The 23042-nt window shown below is 41.9% G+C and carries 17 protein-coding genes; 8 read left to right on the top strand and 9 right to left on the bottom strand.

The genetic code is table 11. The features are described from left to right. Positions 1-285 precede the first annotated feature (285 nt). The gene (locus tag ACM0OY_RS33355) at positions 286-714 is read right to left on the bottom strand and encodes a hypothetical protein (RefSeq protein WP_414573050.1); all 429 of its coding nucleotides are present in this window, start codon (positions 712-714) and stop codon (positions 286-288) included. Between the two features lie 51 nt (positions 715-765). Further along, complete coding sequence (locus ACM0OY_RS33360; protein ID WP_414573051.1) at positions 766-2586, bottom strand: ABC transporter ATP-binding protein; 1821 nt, start codon at positions 2584-2586, stop codon at positions 766-768. 220 nt (positions 2587-2806) lie between these two features. Here ACM0OY_RS33360 and ACM0OY_RS33365 point away from each other — a divergent pair, with 220 nt between their 5' ends. The 3 genes from ACM0OY_RS33365 to ACM0OY_RS33375 all read left to right on the top strand — a co-directional run bounded on the left by ACM0OY_RS33365 (position 2807) and on the right by ACM0OY_RS33375 (position 6332). Next, positions 2807-3655: a prohibitin family protein gene (locus ACM0OY_RS33365; protein WP_414573052.1), complete on the top strand. Its 849-nt coding sequence runs from the start codon at positions 2807-2809 to the stop codon at positions 3653-3655. Positions 3656-3839: 184 nt separating this feature from the next. Further along, complete coding sequence (locus ACM0OY_RS33370) at positions 3840-4253, top strand: DUF1824 family protein (protein WP_414573053.1); 414 nt, start codon at positions 3840-3842, stop codon at positions 4251-4253. A 147-nt stretch (positions 4254-4400) separates the two neighbouring features. Further along, a complete protein-coding gene (locus ACM0OY_RS33375) occupies positions 4401-6332 on the top strand; it encodes an ABC-F family ATP-binding cassette domain-containing protein (RefSeq protein ID WP_414573054.1) in 1932 nt (643 codons plus the stop codon). Between the two features lie 78 nt (positions 6333-6410). Here ACM0OY_RS33375 and ACM0OY_RS33380 read toward each other — a convergent pair whose 3' ends face one another. Further along, on the bottom strand, positions 6411-7280 hold the full coding sequence (locus ACM0OY_RS33380; RefSeq protein WP_414573055.1) for an acyl-CoA desaturase: 870 nt from the start codon (positions 7278-7280) through the stop codon (positions 6411-6413). Positions 7281-7453: 173 nt separating this feature from the next. On the opposite strand from ACM0OY_RS33380, the gene ACM0OY_RS33385 reads away from it, so the two are divergent. Next, complete coding sequence (locus ACM0OY_RS33385) at positions 7454-8683, top strand: TetR family transcriptional regulator (protein WP_414573056.1); 1230 nt, start codon at positions 7454-7456, stop codon at positions 8681-8683. Between the two features lie 230 nt (positions 8684-8913). Here ACM0OY_RS33385 and ACM0OY_RS33390 read toward each other — a convergent pair whose 3' ends face one another. The 3 genes from ACM0OY_RS33390 to ACM0OY_RS33400 form a co-directional block, all read right to left on the bottom strand. Then, positions 8914-10380 carry a hypothetical protein gene (locus ACM0OY_RS33390; protein WP_414573057.1) on the bottom strand — a complete coding sequence of 489 codons (1467 nt, stop codon included), beginning with the start codon at positions 10378-10380 and terminating at the stop codon, positions 8914-8916. A gap of 114 nt (positions 10381-10494) precedes the next feature. Then, the gene (locus tag ACM0OY_RS33395; protein WP_414573058.1) at positions 10495-11802 is read right to left on the bottom strand and encodes a hypothetical protein; all 1308 of its coding nucleotides are present in this window, start codon (positions 11800-11802) and stop codon (positions 10495-10497) included. A gap of 38 nt (positions 11803-11840) precedes the next feature. After that, entirely contained in the window at positions 11841-12083 is a 243-nt protein-coding gene (locus ACM0OY_RS33400; protein WP_414573059.1) for a hypothetical protein, read from the bottom strand. Between the two features lie 664 nt (positions 12084-12747). On the opposite strand from ACM0OY_RS33400, the gene ACM0OY_RS33405 reads away from it, so the two are divergent. Further along, the gene (locus ACM0OY_RS33405; protein ID WP_414573060.1) at positions 12748-14100 is read left to right on the top strand and encodes an NB-ARC domain-containing protein; all 1353 of its coding nucleotides are present in this window, start codon (positions 12748-12750) and stop codon (positions 14098-14100) included. A 15-nt stretch (positions 14101-14115) separates the two neighbouring features. Here ACM0OY_RS33405 and ACM0OY_RS33410 read toward each other — a convergent pair whose 3' ends face one another. Continuing rightward, positions 14116-16020, bottom strand: a complete 1905-nt coding sequence (locus tag ACM0OY_RS33410; protein WP_414573061.1) for a DUF1565 domain-containing protein — start codon at positions 16018-16020, stop codon at positions 14116-14118. A 748-nt stretch (positions 16021-16768) separates the two neighbouring features. On the opposite strand from ACM0OY_RS33410, the gene ACM0OY_RS33415 reads away from it, so the two are divergent. Both ACM0OY_RS33415 and thiS read left to right on the top strand, forming a co-directional pair. Continuing rightward, positions 16769-17893: a thiamine phosphate synthase gene (locus tag ACM0OY_RS33415; RefSeq protein ID WP_414573062.1), complete on the top strand. Its 1125-nt coding sequence runs from the start codon at positions 16769-16771 to the stop codon at positions 17891-17893. A 63-nt stretch (positions 17894-17956) separates the two neighbouring features. Further along, on the top strand, positions 17957-18169 hold the full coding sequence (gene thiS, locus ACM0OY_RS33420) for a sulfur carrier protein ThiS (protein ID WP_414573063.1): 213 nt from the start codon (positions 17957-17959) through the stop codon (positions 18167-18169). On the opposite strand, the gene blaOXA is transcribed toward thiS, so the two are convergent. Together blaOXA and ACM0OY_RS33430 are read right to left on the bottom strand one after the other, a co-directional pair. Further along, entirely contained in the window at positions 18166-18978 is an 813-nt protein-coding gene (gene blaOXA, locus ACM0OY_RS33425) for a class D beta-lactamase (protein WP_414573066.1), read from the bottom strand. The two genes, thiS and blaOXA, sit on opposite strands and share 4 nt — an antisense overlap. A 276-nt stretch (positions 18979-19254) precedes the next feature. Continuing rightward, positions 19255-20460: a glycosyltransferase family 4 protein gene (locus ACM0OY_RS33430; protein ID WP_414573064.1), complete on the bottom strand. Its 1206-nt coding sequence runs from the start codon at positions 20458-20460 to the stop codon at positions 19255-19257. A gap of 898 nt (positions 20461-21358) precedes the next feature. Between ACM0OY_RS33430 and ACM0OY_RS33435 the strand changes: the two genes are divergently transcribed. Further along, a complete protein-coding gene (locus tag ACM0OY_RS33435) occupies positions 21359-22342 on the top strand; it encodes a DUF1517 domain-containing protein (RefSeq protein WP_414573065.1) in 984 nt (327 codons plus the stop codon). Positions 22343-23042: the final 700 nt, after the last annotated feature.

Here is a 23042-nt window from a genome sequence, read left to right on the forward strand (position 1 = left end):
CTCGACGTTGACCTTCTGAGGCTCGACGTTGACCTTCTGAGGCTCGACGTTGACCTTCTGAGGCTCGACGTTGACCCTTTGTTCGCAAGCGATCGCCTGTGAGAGTTGAGAGATGAATATAATTGCGATCGCTAGAGTACAATTAGCTTGCTCCGATGCAGGCGATCGCCCCACTCAAATTGTAGAATGATGAGCGATGCTAAAAATCAGCTTTGACTCCTAAATGCAGAAGAAGCCCAGCCTTTTCTCTCTGTTCCTTTGCGTTTTCCTCAGCGTTCCTCTGCGTTAAAAAACAATCTCCTCACTCATCCGTTGTTCCAACAATTCCAATAACCCATCCACATCTTTACCAGCTTGCTCAAAACAAATCGGTGGTGCTGGTTCTGGTGCAAACTGAATTAACTTAATTTCACCCTTACCGATACCAATCATCACAACTTCCACTTCTGGCTTATGATTCTCAACAATTCCCAAAATTTCTTGCAGCCGATTTTCAACTTTATCATTTAATTTTTCTATCTGCTCTTGCGGACAATAAACAAAATGCGGCTTTGGTTGCAAATCAATACCAACAGTACCCTGACTGTCCCCATTTACTAACCATAATCCCCAAAATAACGCCGCCAATTCTTGCTGATTTGCTTTGACAAACTTATCCAACTGGCGACGCCACTTGTTATCTCCTGTTTCCGGCTGACTGCTACCAAACATCATAAATAATTCGTAGTTCGTAATTCGTAATTCGTAATTAAGAATGGGTGAGATTTATCTCAAGCCACTTTGTACGCGCCAGAGGCTGGAATAGATACCATTTTGCTCTAGTAATTCTTCATGGGTTCCTGATTCTACTAATTTCCCATGTTCCATGACATAAATGCAATCGGCATTGCGGATGGTGGAGAGACGATGAGCGATCGCAATTGTAGTTCTATCTACTGTAATCCGTTCTAGCGATCGCTGGATAGCGGCTTCTGTCTCATTATCCACCGCTGAGGTCGCCTCATCTAAAATCAAAATGGGGGGATTCTTCAAGACTGCACGGGCGATCGCAATCCGTTGTCTTTGTCCACCAGATAACTTTTGTCCTCTTTCCCCCACAATTGTCTCATAACCTTCGGGCAAGTTAATAATAAATTCGTGCGCCTCAGCTATCTTCGCAGCCGTGATAATGTCTTGCTCTTTGGCATTAAAGCTACCATAAGCAATATTCTCTGCTACAGTGCCATGAAATAGAAACACATCTTGACTCACCAAACCAATGCAACGGCGTAAATCTTGCAAATTCAAACTTTGCAAATCAATACCATCAACAGTAATGCTTCCTGTTTGCACTTCATACAATCGCAACAAAAGTTTGACTAAAGTGCTTTTCCCAGAACCCGTAGAACCTACAATTGCAATAGTTTTGCCGGCGGGAATATCCAAAGACAGATTTTTAATCACTGGAAATCTATCTTTATAGGCAAAATAGACATTTTTAAATTGTACTTCTCCTCGTACTTCATCCACAGGTAACGCGACATTTCCTGTATGAATAGCGATAGGAGTATCTAATAAATTCATCACTCGAGTAGTAGAAGCCATTGCCCGTTGATATTGGTCAAAAGTTTCGCCTAATCTTGTTAAAGGCCACAGCAAACGCTGGATTAAAAACACCAATACGCTGTAAGTGCCAACAGACATTTTTCCAGAAACCGCCGCCATCCCGCCATATAACAATAACGCCGTAAAACCCACCAAAATTAACATCCGAATTAACGGTACAAAAGCCGCAGAAAGGGCAATTGCTTTGGCATTACTGCGACGATAAGCTTCACTATCTATTTCCAAACGATAGGCTTCATAAACTTCAGCAGTAAAACTTTTAATAGTAGTAATACCGCTGATATTATTTGCCAAACGTGAGTTGAGGAAACCTACCTTTTCCCGCACCTCAGAATAGCGAGGTGCAAGTAGTCGTTGATAAGCAAACGAACCCCAGAGAATAAATGGCATCGGCGATAGAGCCATCCACGCTACACTAGGAGCCAATATAAAGAAAGCACCGCCAATAATTAGCACAGTTGTGGCAACTTGAATGATATCATTTGCTCCCACATCCAAAAATCGCTCTAATTGGTTAATATCGTCACTGAGGACGGACATTAAACCACCAGTGCTGCGTTCTTCAAAATAAGCTAATTCTAGCTCTTGCAAATGTTTATATGCATCCAAACGTAGGTTATGCTGAATATTCTGTGCTAAATTACGCCAAAGGCGAGCGTAGGCATACTCAAAAACAGATTCTAGAATCCAAATGATGACAGTGAGGAAAGAAATAATTAAAAATTGTCGAAAGACATCGCGTACCCCTAACTGTGCAATTATGGAATCCTGTTGTTTGACTACCACATCTACTGCAACACCAATTAAGCCAGGTGGTGCCAAATCAAAAAATTTATTGAGGATAGAATAAGTAGTCGCTAGCCAAATTTGTTTACGATACTGATGTCCATAGTCAAACAAACGCTGGAGGGGATGCGTTGAATGTTTATGCCTTCTTGATACTTGATGAGATTTTAGTACGGTAGCCACGGCTTTTTGCATTTGCGTGCAATTGATATTACCACGTAATCAAGTTTTGAATCCTGAATCTGAAGAATGAGGAAATCAGGACACGGGGAGATGTTGGGATGGGGAAATGGGAAGATAATTGTTTATTCTTAACTCCTAACTTTGAACTCCTAACTCTGAACTCCTAACTATTGTACAGACGCGATTCATCGCGTCTCTAATCAACACTCATCACTCACATGGAGAAAGAAAATTGAAAAATCAACAATTTGGCAATTGGCAAAGCACAGCGTTGGGAATTGTGTTAGCAATATTAGTGATTGTTGGACTAAATTCTTTTATCATTATCAACCCAGGACAAGCAGGAGTCATTAGCATTTTGGGTAAAGCTAGAGATGGCGCTTTATTAGAAGGTATCCACATCAAACCACCTTTTATTTCCGTAATAGATGTGTATGATTTGACGGTGCAAAAATTTGAAGTGCCCGCCGAAAGTTCTACGAAGGATTTGCAAAACTTATCTGCGAGATTTGCGATTAACTTTCGTCTCGATCCGATACAGGTAGTTGAGGTGAGAAGAAAACAAGGATCTTTAGAGAATATAGTATCAAAAATAATTGCCCCCCAAACCCAAGAAGCATTTAAAATTGCAGCAGCAAGAAGAACAGTAGAAGAAGCAATTACCAAAAGAAGTGAATTGAAAGAAGACTTTGATAATGCATTAGGCGATCGCTTAGAAAAATATGGAATTATTGTCTTAGATACTAGCGTAGTAGACTTGACATTCTCACCAGAATTTGCCAAAGCAGTTGAAGAAAAACAAATTGCAGAACAACGCGCCCAAAGAGCTGTTTATATAGCGCGGGAAGCCGAACAAGAAGCGCAAGCAGAAGTGAATCGCGCTAAAGGTAAAGCAGAAGCTCAAAGACTCCTAGCAGAGACACTAAAAGCCCAAGGAGGACAATTAGTGCTGCAAAAAGAAGCAATTGAAGCTTGGAAAACTGGCGGCGCTCAAATGCCAAAAGTCCTGGTTATGGGTGGAGATTCAAAAAGCAGTGTACCCTTCATTTTCAACTTGGGAAACGTTCAAGATAAACCGTAAAAGGAATTGTAAATTAGATAACAAGCAGCAAAATTATCAAATTTGCTCTGACCTTGGAGAAATTTTACAACACATGGACGATTCCCAATTCAAGATTTAAAATCTAAAATCCAAAATAGTATGACTTGGGCTAGTCCCCGTTCAAAAACCAAAGACAAACTAATTAGGATAATAAACCAAGTTTATGGCAACCCCTAATCATCATCTCACTCCCGAAGAAGCGAAAAAAATCCTGAATAAATTCAACTGTCTAGATATCCCGCCTGTCCTCAAGCCAGCAGAAAAAACTGCAACTCGTAATGCCTTAATTTTAATGGCTAGCCTTGCTGACTATGAAATCTTAGGAATTTGTGCAGATACAGCAGAAGAAGGAATATTAGCGATGAAAACCTATTCCCTGGCCTTTGGTTATGAACCCCCAAACAATTTACCCACACCAGAAGGCCCAGTTTATATCAAATTAAATGGCAAAAACGGCTTGTGTTATCTCGATTCATATCCAGGACATCACCGTGGCGTCTTAGTCTCATGCCAATCTTTCAACGAAGACGGAATCAACGAAATGTATGGACATCTTCCCTTGGACTTATTCGTCTAAAATTCATCAATAGGTAAGGCATCTCCTTACCTTCTTCCTTCTCTTCCTTTGCGCCTTTGCGCGGCAGTCGCTTCAAGTCGGGAGACCCGCTCAACGCGCTGCCTTGCCTTTGCGTGAAATAAAAAAAACTCTATATTCTTAAATCCTATGAGTATCATTACCCTCCAATCAGTCCAAAAAGACTTTGGCATAAAAGAAATTTTAAAAGATGCCAGCTTTAGCCTCGATGCCACCGATAAAGTCGGCTTAATTGGTACTAACGGTTCAGGCAAATCAACCCTACTAAAAATGATTGCTGGCTTAGAACCCACCGATAGCGGCCAAATTTTAATCAACTCTGGTTCTAAAATCATCTACTTACCTCAGCAGCCAGATTTAGATGACAATCGCACAGTTTTAGAGCAAATTTTCGCCGACAGCGGCGAACACATGACTTTAGTGCGTGAATACGAGGAACTTTCTGATAAATTGGCTCACTATCCAGATGATAGTCAACTGATGTCACGCCTTTCTGTGGTGATGCAACGGATGGATACAACTAATGCTTGGGAACTAGAAACCAATGCTAAAATCATCCTCACCAAATTAGGAATTTCTAACTTTGACGCTCAAATCAGCACTTTATCTGGAGGCTATCGCAAACGTATTGCGCTAGCAACAGCCTTACTAGCAGAACCAGATGTTTTGCTCATGGATGAGCCAACAAACCATCTCGATGCTCTTTCTGTAGAATGGTTACAAAGTTATTTAAATCGCTATCGCGGCGCACTTTTTCTGATCACCCACGATCGCTATTTTTTGGATCGCGTTACCAATCGTATCATCGAAATTGACCGAGGCGACATTTACACTTATACAGGTAACTATTCATACTACCTGGAAAAGAAAGCTTTAGCTGAAGAATCTGCTGTTAGCAGTCAACGCAAACATCAAGGACTCTTACGGCGCGAGTTGGAATGGCTCAAAAAAGGGCCGAAAGCCAGAAGTACCAAACAAAAAGCTAGAATTGACCGCGCTCACGCTTTGCGGGATACTGAGTTTAAACAAGTTCAGGGTAAAGTCGATATCTCTACAGTTGGTCGTCGTATTGGCAAAAAGGTTATTGAATTAAATAACGTTTCTAAAGCTTATAACGGACGCACCCTGATTAAAGATTTTAGCTACGAATTTAGCCCAGAAGACCGCATCGGCATCATTGGCGCTAACGGTGCGGGTAAATCCACTTTAATGGATATTATTACTGGACGAATTCAGCCTGATTCTGGCATTGCAGAAATTGGGACTACAATTCACATTGGTTATTTTGACCAGCATTCTGAAGAATTGCTGTCAGCATTAAACGAAAATCAGCGCGTGATTGACTACATCAAAGAAGAAGGAGAGTTTGTCAAAATAACTGACGGAACTCAAATTACTGCTTCCCAAATGTTGGAGCGATTTCTGTTTCCTGGCAATCAACAATATGCCCCAATTCATAAACTTTCTGGTGGCGAAAAACGTCGTTTATTTCTGTTGCGCGTTCTCATGAGTGCGCCGAATGTTTTGATTTTAGATGAACCGACAAATGATTTAGATGTCCAGACATTGGCAGTACTAGAAGATTATCTAGAAGATTTTGTCGGGTGTGTAATTGTAGTTTCTCACGATCGCTACTTTCTTGACCGCACCATCGACACAATCTTTTCCTTTGAAGAAGGCGGTAATCTGCGGCAATATCCAGGCAATTACTCAGTTTATTTAGACTATAAGAAGGCTGAAGAAGTAGCACAGCAACAAGCTGCTAATACTAAAGAAAAGCCGAAAAATGTCGAACCCCAAAATGGTGCATCTTCAGCCAAAAATATGGAGAATCAAAAGCGGCGGAGATTATCCAATTGGGAGAAAAAAGAATTTGACCAGTTAGAAGGGAAAATTGCCCAGTTAGAAGCTGATAAGGCAGAAGCGGAGAAAACACTCGCAAATGTTCCACCGGGTAACTATAGCCAAGTGCAGAAACTGTATGAGGAAGTCGAATCCCTCAAGCAAGCGATCGATGTCGCGACTGAACGCTGGTTAGAATTGGCTGAGATGGAGTCTTAATAAATGTGCAAAAGCTGAGTAAGCCGACTAGCGTTCGCGCCGTCGGCATCACAAATTGATGATAATTTCAGTTACGATTTAGCCGCGAGTTGCGCTTTGAGGAGGATGGGAGACAACCTTTTTAGCTAAACCTAAAGTCTGCAAAATTTGGATACTCCACCAGGTTATATCAATTTCCCACCAAGATAAACCAGATTTCGCCATATGCGGATAAGTATGATGATTGTTGTGCCATCCCTCTCCATAGGTGACCAGGGATACCCACCACAGATTACGAGCGCCATCATTGGCATCAAAAGTGCGATAACCCCACAGGTGTGATGCAGAGTTCACGAACCAAGTTGAGTGCCAAAGCAAAACGCATCTAACAAACATTCCATAGAAGACAAAAGACCATCCTCCTAAGGCATACAGCAGTAGTCCGAAGGGAATTTGCAACAGTAAGAAATAGCGATCTAACCAGCGATAGAATGGTTGTCTTGCTAGATCGGGGGCATATTTTTGATAGGTGTCATAGTCAAAAAACTCTGGACGCGGGTAGAAAATCCACAGCATATGACTCCACCAAAATCCTCGTTGAGCAGAGTAGGGGTCTAGGTTGATATCTTCGGTGTGGGCGTGATGCTGGCGGTGTCCACCCACCCAAAAAATTGGCCCCCCTTGCAAAGCCAGCGCTCCAATTAAGGCGATCGCATATTCTAACCACTTGGGAACTTGGAAACTCCGATGGCTCAGTAGTCGGTGATATCCCAAGCAAATACCAATACTCCCGAATAACCAATGGAGAAACACCAGTAAACCTAATGCCGACCAAGAAAAAAACCAAGGAGCCAAAAGTGCTAAGACATGAAATGTAGTGAAAAATACTACATTAGTCCAACTGAGTTGGGGTGCATTTCCTTTCTCAGGGATGATGCCTTTGCCGAGCGCTCCAAAATTTGCGGTCATAAAAATTCCTGTTGATGGACGAGCAAGCGATTTGCCTTTTCTCGGATGCCATCCCCCAAGGGATTTCCCCAATCTCTACACTAGTTCGTTACAGTAGAGTCAAGCAAGTATCGCTTACATTTTTTATCCTAGCAGTACTCTTATTTTGTTGCAAGTATCACTTGCATTTTTATATGTCGTCTCAACTTATTTCAACTCGTCAACGCCTGATCCAAGCTGCACTTGAGTTATTTACTGCTCACGGAGTTAGTGCTACCACAACTCGCCAAATAGCTGAAAAAGCTGAAGTCAATGAAGTGACTCTATTTCGGAATTTTGGTAATAAACATGGACTACTTTTAGCTGTGCTGGAAGAGTCCGCAGCCTTCAAAAATTTAGGTGAGTCGCTGGTGCGACGGGCAACTCCTCCTGGTAATGTCTACCAAGCTCTAAAAGATTATGCAAGTGACAGCTTACACGCCTTAGAACGAGTGCCAGAGTTTGTACGCTCTGTGGTCGGAGAAGCCGACCAATTCCCGGCAGAAAATCGCCGCGCTTTAGGTAGGGGGGTAACAGAGGCAAACCGTTATGTGGCACAGTACTTAGCTACTATAATCGACCAAGGACACTTAAATACGTATCTACCCGCAGAGAAATTAGCCAGTTTGCTCAATGGGATGATTTTGGGATATGCCGTAATTGAATTTACTAGTGAATTTCATGAACTTTGGGAAGATCGGGATGATTTTCTGGAGAATTTGGTAGAGTTATTTTTACACGGGGCTATGTCATCCACAGCGGAATCAGCTAGTAACTGTTTACAAGGAAGCGTAACGCCCACAGAAATAGCTGATTTGCCTGCTAATTTGGTTCACGCAATTCTGCAACAAGCCAAAAACTTGGGACTACGAGATTACGCCTTGGCTTATGTGTTATTTGCTGCTGGGTTATCCGCTTCAGAAATAATTAACTTGGAGCGATCGCACCAGATCTACGATACTCAAGGACACTTGCTGCAAATTACAATTCCCGGATTTGTCCGGCAAGTACCTGTCAATCAGTGGATTTTAGGCAAACGCTATGGCTCTTACACTAATAATCCTCTAATTAAATGGGTGAAAAGCCGTAAAGATAATCAAACAGCCATGTTTGTCAATGAAACAGGCAAACCAATTTCTGAATCAGAGCTTCACACACGTTGGCAAATATGGAGTCAGGGATTATTAACTCCCCAAGGACAACCCCCAGTCATCGCCCAAGCACAACAAACCTGGCGAGTAGAAATGTTAATGCGGGGAATTAGCTTAGAAAACTTGAGTATTTTAACAGGTTGCGATCGCGTCCAACTACAACCCTATGCCCGCCGAGCCAAAGAAAAAGCTGCCCTAGAGCAAGCGACTCGTTTAGATAATAAACTGACGTGAATTCGATGTACAGGATTTTGACCTCACCCCCCTTCAAGGAGAGGGGAGCAAAAAGCCTAATTTTTCCTTACTCCTCCCTCTCCTCTTATGCCATTTCACGAAAAATCTGATACAAATGTAAACTCCCAAAGCTTTGCTGCATAGTTATGCCTAAACTGCGATCCCTTTGCTACTTTGGGAAAGCGATCGCTTGTTTAATTAAACGAGCGATATCGCAATTAATTATTATGTCAAGGTTTTTCAATAATCCACCACTCATCAGCATCTTTCTTTGTGGTTAAATACAGACCATTACTAACAAGCTTTTGATTTTTATAAAATACATTACTAAGGTAAACAGCATCGCCATATCTTATTTGAGCATCATTGGAATTATTCTTTGTAATTTGCCAATTTTGCTGCTGATAGGTGGTTTCTGTGGAATAGTAATAGCAGTTTGGTGTTGTCCAAGCACCTAAGACATTATATTTACCAACAAATTCTTCAGTAGATTTGATTTGGATGATCGTACTAGTCTCTACATTAGCTATTCCTCCCTTAAATTCTAAAGCGACTTTGCCAGTATTTCCTAACCTTGGATAATATTGCCTTCCATTTGCACCCCAAGATAGATCTGCACCTATGATATATTCTCCATTTTTGTTCCTTAAATAGAATTTATCACCGAATTTGATGTCTTGAGACAAAACAGGAGGATTTATTGGATCGCAAGTATGGAAGGATTCAATGAAGACTCCAATGATTTGAGGAACGGTAGAAATTGGATCTCCTGAATGCCTATTCACATCATCCATCGGCTCAAAGTTGATATCTGATTTTGGAAATATAAAACCAGCTACTTGTAACTTAATAGCACTCAATAGCTCCTTATACCTTTCAATAAGGCTATTGCTAATATGTATTGTCAATTTTGGTTTATAAGCTACAACAAACTCAGATATTCTACATCTAAGTAAACCGCTATCACTAAAAAATGTTGTCGATTGATAGTTACTGATAAATGGCCCGTTTTTTCCAAGTCCTAATATTGCGCTGTTGTACCAAGCACCTGGTTGAATCGCAATTCTCCCCAAAGCCTCTGCGTAAATTAAGATGGACTGAACTTCACCAGGTTGGATCGAGAGAGAATACCATTGACCGTTAACACTTTGATATTTTAATAATTGTTCGTTATTACTATTGCTCTCATCTGAAACTAAAGAAGTTAAATCAATTGTTACACTCTTATCACTATTTGCTTCGATTCTTTTAACCCAGTCACGTGGATTTGCTGATATGCTCCAGTCTGGTCTCCATCTCAAGATACCAGCACCATCTGTAACTTTAGTCCACCCATCAGGTACATAAATAGTATCGGCAGGATTACCTGGCGGTGGTTGCAGTTTTAACTTAATTTCTTTAAGAGTTTCCTCTGGTTGAAAACTTGGAGCAAGGGCATATATAAAAGATTGATAGTTCTCACTAAAACTTTTTGCGCTAGCAGAAAATTGAACACCAGGTTTGCACGATTGGGGCATGTGGTCACAGAACTCGTATTGTTCCTTGGATGTAGTGCCTGTTATTACGGGGTTCCAGTCCCAATCTATCGTTGGATTTAGCGGTTGGAAATTAGAAGCAGTTATGGGAAGCTCGGATATTTGTTTTACTGCATTGAGTATTGCTTCTTTAATTTTGGCTAAAGCTGGCGATGTGTTCATAATAATCTGATTCCTTATAATACTAAGTTTGGTAGGAGATTAACTCTTAATTAACTCTCCTACCAAACTTAGCTAGTTATAAATAAGCCGACCTTGATTATTTTGCCTTTTTAATTAAGGTGCATCAACTCCAGGGAAGGCAACAGTAACGCCAATAATGACTGGGTAATCAGAAGTCGATTCACCAGTAAATGTAGTGCCACCGCTTGTGCTGTGAGTGTATTCACTTTCATGTCCACCCGAACCGCCAAACTGAAATGGGCCAATACGGAATCCAGCACTTGCATTAAACTTTTGAACGTTTTTATTGTAAGTTGAGTTGCTCATGGTGATGGAAAATTTGGGCTTGTAAACGACTACTAAAGAGCTGACTCTCGTTGAGAGAAGACCCCCTTTCCCAAACAAGCCATGATCTCCACCTGTTGCCTTCCAGGGAGCATTTATTGTATAGCCTTGCCCCCCACCCAGGGCTAACTCTTTCATAAAGCCACCATCATACCAATCACCAGGAGTGACCTCGACAGCAGTAGAGGATTGCACAGAAATCGTAGCTTTTACGTTTTTGTCGGATTCTGTAAGATCCATCTTTGACCAGCCACCTGAACCATCAACCCCCCAGAAGAAGGTGTCATAACCAGCAGTACCACTAGCCCATGAGTTTTGAAGATTGTTAGTACTATCTGAAGCGTCAAGGTCTACACTAAAGCTACCTTGGCTGCCTCGTGTTAACTCTGCTCGCCAGTCACGACCACTTGTCTCGATTTTCCAATCGGGTTGCCACCGAAGAATACCAGAACCATCAGGAACTTTAGTCCAACCTCGTGGAGCGGTAGAAGATGCAGGATCGCCATCTGGAAGCTTAATGGCATCGATCGCATTTTGTAAAGTTGGTGGCATACTTGCCTTTTGAAGTTGTAAAATTAAATCCTGCACCTGGCTTTTGTTAGCGACAGCATTGTCAACAGCCTTTTGGAAAGCTACTCCTACATCTGAAGTTATCCAATCATTTATCGTCGGATACTTTGCTTCAAAGACAAGACCTCCATTTTGTTTTGCAGTTAGATAAGCCTGATTCATGTTAGACTGGGCGTTGGTTACAGCGTTATTTGCCGTCGTTAACTGATTGTTCAAATCAATGAAGTCTTGCTGCTGATCCGGAGTAAGTTTAAAAGTAACATGGGAGAGAACGCTGCGGTATGCCTGCACAAAAGCAGCATCAGCATAAGCAAAATCACCAACAGGAGACCATAAAGGCATCCCACTCATGATCTGATAAGCTCGTGGGTCAATTTGTCCGGTAGGAGCTACATTCCAGTAGAAACCTTTAGGCTGACCAAGCATCTGAAAATAATGCTGTCCATCACCTAATACTCCCTTAATAATCTGATTGTAGGTCTGGCTGAAAAGATTAGCGTTGTCCATTATGTTTTCCTCCTAAAATTTACTTGCTTTGTCTTGTTTTAAATCTGCCGATAGTTATCTCCGGGATCGTTTGGGAGATTAACCCGAAGTCCAGAAGTACCAATTTGGTGGCTTGTGACATGGGCAAATCTCGGTTGACCTGAAGCGTGCAGTTCGTTAACTGCATCATTCTTCGCATCTGTAATAAAATTGGCCTGTGCAGGATGGCTGTGGACAGCATGGCTTCGCTTGTAATCCCGCTGCCAATCTGCATAAGAGCATCTGACTGTAAACCAAACCATTTTTAGTCTTTGCCTCCTTTGAAAGAGTGGCGATCGCAATTGATAAATTTTTCACCACGCAACCGGAACAGCCAACATTTGGATGAGCAAATGCGTGGAGCAAGAAACAGGATTCACGATCAAACTCTCAATTCCTTGAACTGTCTAGAAATCTATCAAAGCTCTGTGGTGCTGTCTTTACAGAAAAGTATGGAGTTTAGGTATGGAAAGTATGGTTTGATTCATATCTATTTTCTGGACTCAAGGCGACTGTTCCTCCCCCCTGCCCTAAATGCGTTCGCGTAGCGTCCCGCAGGGATGGAATATTTTTTTAACGTGAATTCGATGTATAGGATTTTGACCTCACCCCCAGCCCCTCTCCTTCAAGGAGAGGGGAGCAAAAAGCCTAATTTTTCCTTACTCCTCCCTCTCCTAGCAGGAGAGGGAGGCTGGGTGGGTGAGGTCTGCCGAATTCACGTTTTTTAATTGGAAGTCGCTAACCTACTTGGTAACTGCCATAACTCAAAAAATTCCAAAATTGGCTTTGGCAATCGTCTTAGATGTGTCAAGGATATGTTCATCTTGAACGCCTTAGGAACATACGCAAACTACGGATTTAGATCTTTTTGTTAATTTATACACTACGTAATTTCTAAGATTAATATTTTGCTAAAGCTGGAAACCTATGGAATTTGAACAGGCACTGGCGATCGCCAACCATGCTGTCAATAAGAAAATCGCTAGACCCCTAACCGAGGTGGAAATTGCCCTTTTATTCGGTGCTTGGAATAGCTTGACCTATGATCGCATCTCCGAGCGTTCGGGTTATTCCATCAACTATTTACAGCGAGATATTGGCCCCAAATTCTGGCTGATCCTGAGTGATGCACTGGGTCACAAAGTTAATAAAAAAAATCTACACGGCATTCTCACCCAATATCATGCCCCAATCTCCAATCCCCAACTTCAAATCCCAAGTTCAATAGATTGGGGCGAGGCGATGGATGTTTCTACTTTCTGCGGTCGTGTCGAAGAGATTGAAAAACTAACTCAGTGGATAATTCAAGATCGCTGCCGACTGATTGCGCTAGTGGGAATGGGCGGTATTGGTAAAAGTGCCTTAGCCGCCAAAGTCTCTCAATTATTACAAAAACAATTTGAATTTGTCTTATGGCGATCGCTCCGTAACGCCCCTACTTTAGATACTTTGTTGTCTGAACTCGTGCCTTTTCTTTCCAAGGGGCAAGATACCCAGGCAAAAACAGAACGCTTGCTGTACTGGCTGCGGACTCATCGCTGTCTGGTGATTTTGGATAATCAAGACACAATCTTAAAAGCAGGTGATTGTGCAGGATACTACCAACCAGATTTCACCAACTATGGTGAATTGTTTCAGTTGCTGGGAGAATCGAGCCATCAGAGTTGTATTCTACTGACCAGTAGGGAGAAATCTGCGGAAGTCGCAATCTTGGAAGGTGGGAATGGATCGGTGCGATCGCTTTGTTTGAAAGGTTCCTGGGAAGGATCGCTGGCATTAATTGAGTCTAACGGATTAGTGGGAACCAATGCACAAAAACGCCAGCTGTGTGAAGTTTATGGTTGCAATCCGCTGGCATTGAAAATGGTTGCCACCTCGATTCAGAGTCTATTCGATGGGGAAATTGGCACATTTTTGCAAGAAGAGACACTTGTATTTAATGGCATCCGTCGATTGTTAGATCGGCAATTTGAGCGCTTATCATCTATGGAGCAGACCATCATGTATTGGTTGGCGATTAATCAAGAATGGATGACAATTGCCGAATTACAAGCAGACATCGTGCCTGCAATTTCACACGCTAGCCTGTTGGAGTGCCTCGAATCGCTGACTTGGCGCAGCTTAATCGAGCAGAGAGCTGGCAAATATACCCAACAGCCAGTTGTCATCGAATATCTCATAGACTGTTTAATTCGGCAGTTTGCTGGGGTTATGGAGATTGCTGAGACTCAAAAAGCAATACTCCAAGGATTAGGGGCGATGGCAAATCCCAATAACTAATGCCCAATTTCCCAATCAATTCAACGGTTCCATAATGACTCTCAAGCCTTTACTAGAAAGTGTTTTGAGCATTTCTTTAGCGTTATATTCACTGTCAAATACTCCTGCTTGCATCACTTTTTGACCTTGCCAAACTGTGGGAAAGGCACCAGGAGCAAGCGATCGCACTAAATCTCGATCTTTATCTGTTACTAATGTCACCACTACACGATAACGTATACCGTACTGTGTCCCGGAATCTGCCCTGTAGGAGATATTTGTAGAATTTGTAGTTGGTACTTTCGGCATATTACTAGTATTATTGGCAACTGGCAAAAGTGCTTCATTGCCCAAACCAGTAGATTCTAGTATTGGTAATGACTGCTGTGTTTGATTACCCGTGCTGGTAACTGCTGGCTGTGCTACAGAACTCGATGAATGCTGAGGAGCAGTAAATTCAATCGTGTTGGGATCGATCTGCACATAATTCAACTGTGGTGTCTGAGGCGGTTGTGTTGGTGTGGAAGTTGCAACTTGAGTGCTAGTTGATATTTGTCTAGCTGGCAAGCTGCTAGGAGTAGGAAATCCAGGGACTTGAGATGTAGGTTGTTGATTGGGTCTGGGTGGCGAAAGCGGTAGACTCGCTGGTCGCAATGGCAGTAGTTGACTGTTTAATTGTGCAGGAATAAGATTATCTGCTGAAATACTGTTGTTGGTTTGGGTGTTGGTGGTTTCCGACATTCCAGGAGCCGAAAAAGTGATTTCCCTGGACGCTGGTATTTCTTGTGCCACATTGTTGGGCACAGGGGCGGGTTGAGAATTTTCGGTTGCTAGTGCTGTTGTACCGTTGAGATCTACGTTACCAGTGATGCGATCGCTCAACAAGTTATTACCAGCAGCAGAAATCACCTGTTTAGCAGCGCTGGCGTTAATGTCGTAGCGGCCATTATTTTGAAATTCATTACCCCCAGGTTCGGATGCGTTACCTAAATCTGGCATTGCTTGGGCGATCGCTACTAAACCATCTTCTTTATTACCTTGAATAATATTATTCCGTAAAATCGGACGAGCGTTTGCTTGGACTACAATTCCGGCTCTATTATTTTGAATTTGATTCCCTATAACCGTAGGCGCGGCATTTTGGGCAATATTAATCCCAAAACCGGTTTCGTGAAAGACATTTTCCTTCACTTGAGGGCTGGAGTTACCAGCAATTGTGATGCCATTAGCGCCATTGCCATCGAAGTAATTTTTGCTAATGGTGGGTGCAGCATTACCACTGACGGAAATCCCATCTTGCATATTACCAATAAAGCTATTTTCCACAACTACCGGATTGCTAGATTCAATCCACAAACCATAACCACGGCGTTTTGAGTTCGTCACCGTCACCCCAGTCAGCACTGCTTGATTTGCCCCAATAATTGTCACATTTTGACCGCCAAAACTGCGACTTAGGTAATCACCGCCTCCCTGAATAATGATATCCTTGCCTCGATCGCTGGGGTTGCCTTGAATGGAAACACTCGGTTTGAGCATTAAAGGAAATACCTCTCCTGTCTCGGCACTGTAAGTACCCGTGGAGAGCATAATGACTGTGTTGGGATTAGCTAATCGCAGCGCTTGGGTAATTGTTTTTACAGGAGCGGATTCGCTGCCATTACCTGCACTGTCGTCTCCAGCATTGGGATTAACAAACAACACGTTCGCTTGAGAATTTGTTTTTTCACTCACAGGTGCGGAGTCTGGTGTTGATGGCATCTGAGCGATCGCACTATCGACGCTTGTACCCAGGAACGCCATACCCATCGACCCTAGAAATATAGTAAAAAATAATACTGTTTTTTGGCAGATTGAAATAGTTATTGATTCCATAAATCTCTGCTTTGCAGACATAACATCTACTGTACGGTACTTAGAAAACACACGATGTAGAATCATATTTAACACAGCCTTTTAGAAATAACAATAAATTTTGATACTCTTAAAGAGTATTATGCCGATAATATTACTCATACATTCACTAATTGGCGATATTTAATACAGAGTCATAGATAAAAAACTGGGAACTGGACATGTGTGATTTTTGTCTATCCTCCTGCTCCCTGCTCTTAGTGTTCCTATGCTTCCCTGGCTTTTCTAATAGGTTCAATGACTGCACATTTGTGTAAGATACCCCAACCAGGATCGCCAAAAGTTGCCAAGAACTCAGACTATAGGACTAGTATTTGATTTTGGAAATTACTCGTAGAGGCAGGGAACAGGCAATAGTCAAGAAGGGGATTAGAAGTCTACGGATTTTTTCAGAAATCAAACCGGATTCCTATAGTTAAAAATCTATATATCGATTGTTAAAAAGCTATTTACTAACTCTTGGATCATCCAAAATCGTTAGACTAACTCGTACTGAGCTTTCTTGGAGTAGCGGTCACGCCGAAGTCCAAAATTCAAAATAGTATAACTTTGCTTTTGCTGAGTGGGGATTTTGTGTTGTATCTGCTTTTCCCAGTTCTTTATAAGCTTGTAGTCTACCGTAAAATACTTGACTAACCTTAGTGCTAAACTGTAGCCTCAAACTACCGCGATCGCAGCATATAGGAACATGGGATAATTTAACATAACTCTTATTCCCTCGTTTTTTGCGTATATTTAGTCAAAATTGAGTCAAAAAAAGTAAATTAATTAACTTATGGTTACTAGGACATATGATAATTCCCATTTCGATGAAAGTACTAACGGGGTTGTGGTAATGGTCGAGCCATACAGCCAAAAACAGCAAATACAGCAAGTTGTTTACCGCATTTTAGACGCCAATTTAGACCGCGCTCGTGAAGGCTTGCGAATAATTGAGGAATGGTGTCGCTTTGGGTTGAATAATGCCCAGTTAGCTCTTGAATGTAAGCGCTTGCGGCAAGAAGTGGCCAAGTGGCATACCCCGGAATTGCGGGCGGCGCGAGATACACCAAGCGATCCTGGGACTGAGTTAACCCATCCTCAGGAGGAAGAACGAGCTAGTATAAAATCGGTGTTGCAGGCTAACTTTTGTCGGATAGAAGAAGCATTGCGAGTGCTGGAAGAATATGGCAAGCTTTATCACCCAACTATGGCTAAAGCTTGTAAGCAAATGCGCTATCAAGTATATACCCTAGAAAGTAATTTAATGGGTTATCAGCGCCATCAATTGTTATGGCGATCGCGTTTGTATCTTGTTACTTCCCCTAGTGAAACTTTATTAAGCACTGTGGAGGCTGCACTCAAAGGTGGATTAACCCTCCTACAGTACCGAGAGAAAACCGCTAATGATTCTTTGCGTTTAGAACAAGCCAGGAAACTGCGGCAGTTATGCCACATTTACGGTGCTTTGTTTATCGTTAATGATCGCGTAGATTTAGCTTTAGCCGTGGATGCTGATGGAGTGCATCTCGGACAACAAGATATGTCCATCAGCGTGGCTCGGCAACTACTCGGTTCCCAGCGTTTAATAGGTCTGTCTACCACAAATCAAGAAGAAATGCAACGTGCAATTACTGAAGGTGTAGATTACATTGGCGTGGGGCCAGTTTATGAAACTCCCACGAAAGTAGGTAAGGCAGCAGCAGGCTTAGAATATGTCAGCTATGCTGCGAAAAATTGTTCAATTCCCTGGTTTGCTATTGGGGGAATAGATGCAAATAATATTAATGATGTCATCGATGCAGGTGCTGAACGTATAGCAGTAGTGCGATCGCTCATGCAAGCTGAACAGCCTACCCTAGTAACCCAATATTTGCTTTCCCAACTCAATCGCATTAAACCAGAAGTCATTAGTAATTAGTCATTGGTCATTAGTCATTTGTTATTAGTTTTAGTTATTCCCCCAGTCCCCATTCCCCAATTTATGTCTAATGAGATTACGATTCAGATAAATGGTGAAAGCCGTAGCTGTTTGTCTGAAACTCTTTTACCTGATTTACTGCAACAGTTGGGTTTCAATCCTCGCTTGGTGGCGGTGGAGTATAACGGCGAAATTCTACACCGCCAGTTTTGGCCAGAAACAAAAGTGCAATCCGGCGATCGCTTAGAAGTGGTTACTATTGTTGGTGGTGGTTAATTAGTTTTAGCCAGTAAACCCAGATCCTTGAGGCTGCGTCGTGTAATCTCGATGCGGGCGGGTGCATCTTCTGGTTTATACATATCAAGGGTTGTTGCGAAGAAGTAGACGTTTTTGTTTTGCTCTAAATAACCCACGAACCAACCAATATCAGGTTTCTTACTCGTTATTAACCATCCTGTTTTTCCCCGCAATGTGTAGTCTGGAGTTTGTTCGCGGATTGCGATGTCTTTAACAAGATTTATTGTTCGTTGGGAGAAAGGCAAATCGCCTTGATACAACTGTTGCAAAAACTTAACTTGTTCTTTGGGTGTAATTTGCAATGGCCCTTGTAACCAAAAGCGATCGATGTCTGCGGCGGTGCCAATCTGACGATTACCGTAGCCTACTTTGTTAATAAATTGCTGCATCTTTTCATATCCAGCCCTACGTGCCAATACCTGATAGAACCAAACAGTTGAATCCTTAAAAGCTTGACGCAAATTTGTATCATGATTCCAAACATCAATTTCTCGCCCAATTCCATCCCAAGTCAGAACCGCGACATCATCAGGAATTACACCTGTTTCTAGCGCCACCAGGGAGTTAAAAATTTTGAATGTGGAAGCTGGAGGGATGGCAGTTGCATTACGTTGAGGATTATGTTCATAAGTCCGCTTGTTTTGAGAGTCGTAAATCAAAATTGAACCTTCACGCCCAAATTCTTGAAAGTGTCGCTGGAAATTTGACGTTTTCACTGTCAACGTTGCTGGGCGTTCAGATAGGGTGGCAGCTGGTTGAGCCTGAACGTACATTCGCCCAAAGTTCATCGCACTCAATACAACAAGACATCCAATAACTGTGCAAATGAGAAATCGCTTTGGCTGAGTCCGTCGGACAAATTGCGATATGGTAGATAAGATATTTTTCATTGCAGATTAATCGAATCACAAGCGAGATTCTACACTGCAATCTTGTAGATTTCCGGAAATATGTGTTGTAGACAAAATTTTTTGCAACATCTAACAACATCTAAATGATTGTAGGGGCGTACAGCTGTACGCCCCTACTGAATGTTCATTTCACAAAATCGTGTTTTTGGCTTCTTATTTGTACAACGAACGGTGAAGGGTTCTACGATTAGCTAATTCTTTACCTTTGCGACCAAGCTGTTCGCGTAGCTGCTGGTCTTTGCACAACCGATTAAAAGCTTGAAAAACCTCATAACCAGAATTGGGATTCACGAGTATGCCATTTTCCTCATGTTGAACTGTGTCTAAAACACTACCGAAACGAGGAGCAATTACAGGTTTACCGAAATAACTTGCTTCTAAATAAACCATACCAAAACCTTCTAGATTATTAGGTTTTGTATCTAATAAACTCAGCATGGCAAATATGTCACAGGCTGCATAATAACCGGCTAATTCGTTCTCTGGTACATAACCAGCAAAGTGTACTCGTTTATCTACCCGCAAGCGATGTGCGAGAGATTTGAGTTGCAACTCACAAGGGCCTTGACCGCAAATTATGTAGTGGACATCTACGCCAAAAGTCAGCAATAGTGGAATGTTATCAATCACGCGGTCGAAGCTTTTATCTTTTACTAACCTTCCTACCGAGAGAATAACTATTGCTGTTTCCGGAATGTTGTAGCTTTGACGCACACGCACACGTAAATCATCGAGACTAGCTGAACTTGTCGCATTGCCAAATTTTTCTGGTCTAATTACTGGGTTGATTACATGGGTTGGGGTATCTAATCGCAAAGCAGTTCTGAGATACTTTTGTGTATAAGAACTGTTACAAACAATGCCTTCAGCTCTATGAAGTGTTAATTTAAACAGCGATCGCCACACCGGATTATGTAACGGAACCAGAAGATCGTCACCATGCAAATAGATAAAAAAGCGAATCGGTAAAAAATAGCTCAATAGCAACAGTGAAGGGAAGTCATAGCCGTGGCCCCACTCAATATAACGGTAGTGGTAGCGAAAATAAAGTCTAATTGCTAGCACAAACGAGCAGACAATATTCACCAAAGGCTTGAGAACACTTGCTAAAAAGCCACGACGCCAGTATTTAGGATAAGACCAGCGATATATAGGAAACTGTTGATTTTGGTCAAAGACTTTATCTCCCGAACAACCAGCCGCCAACACAATCACTCGTTCTGGATCTTGCAGACAGCGATTGTAGATATATTCCCCAATGACAGCTTGTTTCGGTAAGAAGATTCGGGATATAACCAGAATATCCGGATGTGCAGTTTCGTCTCTAATTTTGGCTGTGAGTTGAGAAATATGTTCCATAATCAACTTGAGAACTAGATTTTTAAATATTTTTTGTATTTATTTACAATTGAGATGATTTTGAAAGGCACAATAATTATTGTTTGTTTTTCCTGGGAATGCAGTAGATAAATTCTAAGCTGATTTCACAACATTAGCCAGTAATATTAGTTTTGATTTGTGTCTATTTGATTTTGGCTGGTAAATTTCTCAGGAATTGAGAATTTGTGTCGTTCGTAAACAATAAAATATGGAGCTATCACTTGCAGCTAAATCCCTTGAGGAGCAACTGTTACGAAAATTTTCCAATTTAGCTACGTTCAACAGAATATCTAAAATAGTCTTGAAAGTTGTGCCAGAATGCCGAAATGTCTCTTATTTGGTAAATAGAGAGTAGAGAGTGCGTTGAAGAGATTTTTATAGTATTGGTGTGTAATTTATTACAAAATTTTCTAGATTGAATAAAATAATTAGCACGAAGTATTAAAAAAATCAGTCAAAATAATTACTAAAAGTTCAAATCATCTGTATAATTCAAAACTGTAGTCAGAAAGTGCTAGTCGAAGACATAGCAACAATAGGAATCCTAAATGATTTGTTAAATTTTGGTACAAACTGTTGATAGTCAATAGTCAACACCCACGACTGATATTTTTCACAACTCAAATAGGATTGCTAAATACTCGATCGCCAATTTCTCTAATAACGAACATGTCTTTAGGTACGGTTCCCCTGTAGAGAAATCCCCCCTGCGATCGCTGTCTACCCAAGATCGGACGCGGTAAAGTGAATATGTAGCTGATAAAACTAAATGCTACAAACAGCAGAGGTTGTTACGGGCTGGCGTTAGTGACACACCACAAGAATCCCAAGAACTAGGGAAAATCATAAAAAATTCCGTTTTTGAAGCGATTGTATTATGCGTAAAAAACTACAACAAATCATCAAACCTCTACTAAAAACTTTCTTAGCCCTCAGCCTGGTATTAACATTGGCTCTCAGTCACGCTGATGGAGCCTTAGCTGCTAGTGGCGGACGAATTGGCGGTGGCTCATTTAGAGTACCTTCTAGCCGTACCTACACACCGCGTACCTATGCACCTCCAGGCGGAGGCGGATATTACCCCGGTGGCGGATATTATCCTGGTGGCGGTTTTGGTTTTCCCTTCTTAATTCCTTTTTGGGGAATTGGAGGCGGATTTGGTGGTCTATTTGGGATTTTAATTTTTTTGGCCATCGGTAATTTCTTATTACAAAGTTTCCGCCGCGCTGCTAGCGGTGAAACACAAGAAGCTGATTACAGCACCAACTCTCCAGTTTCCGTGACTCGTTTGCAAGTCGGTTTATTAGCTCAAGCTCGTGATTTGCAAAATGAACTTAATCACATTGCTGAAACTGCTGATACCAACTCCCCAGAGGGGAGAGCAGAAGTACTGCAAGAAGCGAGTTTAGCTTTACTCCGCCATCCAGAGTATTGGGTATATGCAGGTGGTGATACTCAACAAGCCAGATTAAATTCAGCTGAAGCTCAGTTCAACCGCTTATCATTAGCAGAACGCAGCAAGTTTAGCGAAGAAACTCTGACTAACGTCAACAACCAACTCAGAGCAGCCCTCGCCAAAGAAGCTTTACCAAGTGCTGATGAAATCGACAACCCCACTCGTCTAATTACCGAAGGCCCTGGCGAATACATTATCGTCACCTTATTAGCGGCGACACTAGGTAAATCTGAAGTCCCAAAAATTAACAGCGGTGATGATTTGCGTCAAGCCCTGCGCCAAATTGGTAGTATCCCCAGTGATAGACTTCTAGCAATTGAAGTTCTTTGGACTCCCCAAGCTCAAGGCGATACTCTGACATCGGATGATGTATTGGCAAATTATTCTGATTTGAGATTGGTTTAATTTCTTGGCCTGGGAGCCTCAAATCAGGTCGAAAACTGAATCATATTAGCTCTAATCTGGTAGGGTGTGTTATTCCTGAGGGTACGACACTTTACCAGATTTTTGCTTAGGACTAATATCAGGCTGTAGGGGCGCATAGCTAGAGCATCGATTCAGTAATCAAAAATCTCACCCAGGATACAGATGACGAATGATAGGTCTTACCCGTGACTGTCAAGGAATAATTGACGAGTACATTCTCTGTAGAGACGGCGATTTATCGCGTCTTGTGAACGTGTTGGTCTATCAGACGCGATAAATCGCGTCTCTACATGAGGGCTTTCTCGCTAATCCCAAGTGTATTAGGATAAAACCGAATCAGACTTGTGTGTACACTGTAGCCGATCCTTGGGGGGTTAGGGGGGATCGAACATCTAGGTGGTAGCTCGAAAAATTTTGAAATGCCTATCAGACTTGGCTTTTACGTTAAGTTGACACCAATGACAACTGTGCGCCTCTACAAGGCATTATGGTTTAAATAAATGAAAAAGGCTGTAAGTCTAGCTAATTAGGTAATTCCAAACCGCTATTACTTTTGTGACATGAAAAGCAGCTTTTGCGACATGAAAAGCAGCTTTTGTGACATGAAAAGCAGCTTTTGCGACATGAAAAGCAGCTTTTGTGACTTGAAAAGCAGCTTTTGTGACTTGAAAAGCAGCTT

This window comes from Nostoc sp. CCY 9925 (assembly GCF_963920935.1).
Taxonomy (GTDB): domain Bacteria; phylum Cyanobacteriota; class Cyanobacteriia; order Cyanobacteriales; family Nostocaceae; genus Nostoc.